This window comes from Dysgonomonas termitidis (genome assembly GCF_042654545.1).
In the GTDB taxonomy this organism is placed as follows: domain Bacteria; phylum Bacteroidota; class Bacteroidia; order Bacteroidales; family Dysgonomonadaceae; genus Dysgonomonas; species Dysgonomonas termitidis.
Genome location: NZ_JBHSGN010000226.1, coordinates 1 through 2,023, shown reverse-complemented (window position 1 = coordinate 2,023; position 2,023 = coordinate 1). Strand labels below are relative to the sequence as shown.

At 42.4% G+C, this 2,023-nt stretch carries 4 protein-coding genes; 1 reads left to right on the top strand and 3 read right to left on the bottom strand.

Annotated features, from left to right (window positions below; translation table 11 throughout):
* The first annotated feature begins 432 nt into the window (after window positions 1-432).
* Window positions 433-1,068 (top strand): hypothetical protein, encoded by a 636-nt coding sequence (locus ACFO6W_RS26375; RefSeq protein WP_380002163.1) that lies wholly within the window; start codon window positions 433-435, stop codon window positions 1,066-1,068.
* 104 nt (window positions 1,069-1,172) lie between these two features.
* Here ACFO6W_RS26375 and ACFO6W_RS26370 read toward each other — a convergent pair whose 3' ends face one another.
* The 3 genes from ACFO6W_RS26370 to ACFO6W_RS26360 are packed head-to-tail and all read right to left on the bottom strand — an operon-like array spanning window position 1,173 to window position 1,940.
* Complete coding sequence (locus ACFO6W_RS26370; RefSeq protein ID WP_380002161.1) at window positions 1,173-1,424, bottom strand: hypothetical protein; 252 nt, start codon at window positions 1,422-1,424, stop codon at window positions 1,173-1,175.
* A gap of 35 nt (window positions 1,425-1,459) precedes the next feature.
* Window positions 1,460-1,636: a hypothetical protein gene (locus ACFO6W_RS26365; protein ID WP_380002159.1), complete on the bottom strand. Its 177-nt coding sequence runs from the start codon at window positions 1,634-1,636 to the stop codon at window positions 1,460-1,462.
* A gap of 7 nt (window positions 1,637-1,643) precedes the next feature.
* Window positions 1,644-1,940, bottom strand: coding sequence for a hypothetical protein (locus ACFO6W_RS26360; RefSeq protein ID WP_380002165.1), 297 nt, complete (start codon window positions 1,938-1,940; stop codon window positions 1,644-1,646).
* Window positions 1,941-2,023: the final 83 nt, after the last annotated feature.

Genomic DNA, 2,023 nt, shown 5'->3' with positions numbered 1-2,023 from the left:
AAAACAAGCGTTAGCAACTATCTATATGATATACAGCATGTTATACAGGATTTGTTTTTGTTATTTTTGTATTTAACAAAAATGAATCCGGTGTGCAGGTCGTATTTTGCCGGCTGTTGCTGCCTGATTTGTATTGTTTATCGACCGGTACCCTCTTATCTTTTTTGCAGCAGGTAATACCCTTCCAATACTGAAAAGCTATATTTACCTCCTGTACAGGGAGCAATATACCGGTATTGGGAATTGCTATCCCGGTTGCTTTTATTACTTTTGTAGCCTAATCCTGTAACAAAGGGAATAAACAATGAATATAACCATAACAAACCTACAAGCCATGACCCTTATAAACACATAGGTTCACAGCTCCTGAAATTTGCGATCTCGTATAAAGCCAGCGGCCGCAAGATAAAATCATTCCTGCTCGACCACCTGATGAGTAACGAACAAAGGGCAAAACAGGTGGAAGAGGGCCTGATCCGCGCAGGATACCGTAATATAGATGCTTTCCTGGAGAGCCTGATATTCGAGAAGCCATTGTATGCGGTAGTCATCATAGACCAGTCCTCACCCGAACTCGAAAACGTACTGGGACAGTTGACCCTCAACACCGACATAATAGAATTCCAGACTTTCAGGCACAATGATGATTATATACATAAATTCACACCGTTTAATGCCGAGATCAGGGAAGTGACAGAAGCCACCGGCAACCTTAAACCGGAAGAGTTAAATACGATAGTGGTAGCTGCCAGGGAAGAGGGCTTCGAAAGGGAATTCTTAGGTAATAACCGCTGGTATGCCATCCGTGTCAGCGCCTCCATGATAGACCGGCTAAAGTATATAGCTGCTTACCAGGTCTCTCCCGTATCGGCTATAACATACTATGCCGAAATAATATCCATAGACAAATACCAGGATACGAACAAATACATCGTTCACGTAAAAGAGCCTGTAAAAATTAAGCCTATACCGCTGGATAAGGATAAGAAAGGGCTGGCCCCGCAAGCTCCCAGGTATACGGCAATTGATAAATTACTAAAAGCAAGGAAGCTGTCAGAAGTATTTTAAACTATTCCAAGACTAAGCTCCTGTCGTTTACCGGATGATTGCAGCAGGGTATTATTACATCCTGCTGCAACCCAATAAAATATCCGTTATGCCTGTTATACATGTTATAATTCATCTACAAGCCTTGTAAGCCTGTCAATGAGTTTCCTTGCATCATCCTTCGTGACGGATATAACCAAAGATCCGTCTTTTGTCAAATTATCAGGTATAATATCCCCGGCCAGGAATAAGAGCTCCTTTTGTGCCGGAACCCCGCCAATTTTAGGCGTTACTACCTGTACACTGAAACTTATACCTTCGTTGTTGTCAATCATGTAAGGCTTTTGAGCCGCTGTTTTTAAAAATTTCCGTTCCATTTTTTTCAATTTTAAGTGTTGCTTATTTACATAAATTATTTAAGCCCCTGTTTTTCAAAATCTACCGTAAAGTGGGGAATTCCCCATTTTATGGTATTTTCCTTATTTTCACTGTTTTTCATAAAAGGGCGGATATTCCCTTTTATGGGATTGTATTCACTACCGGCAAGACAGCCCTGCTTTTTCAGGATATAGTATATACGATTCCGCATTGGGTTCCTATTTTAAAATATCCTTAGCCTCCTTGTAACTCCAGCCTTTCTTACTCCTTCCTGTTCCGTAAGCTTTCGCTAAATACGGTATATTCAGGAGATACGGGAATTGCAGGGTATTGCACTTCCTGTCTTTAGCCGGGATGTAATGCAGGCCTTCATCAAGGTTGACAGAAAGCGATTTGTCCAGCTTATGACGCCTCGATCCTTCCCTGCACTTCGGGCAAAGCGTCTTTACCTTGCCGGATGTCCTGCCAAAAGGTATCTCTATTCCTGTATCGCTCCATGTTCCCATAGCTGTCACATAAACCTCGGTTTGGACGGGTCATCCGGCATTAAGCCGTAACGGGTTACCTCATCGTTCCATGCCTCCTGGCTGATATAGGT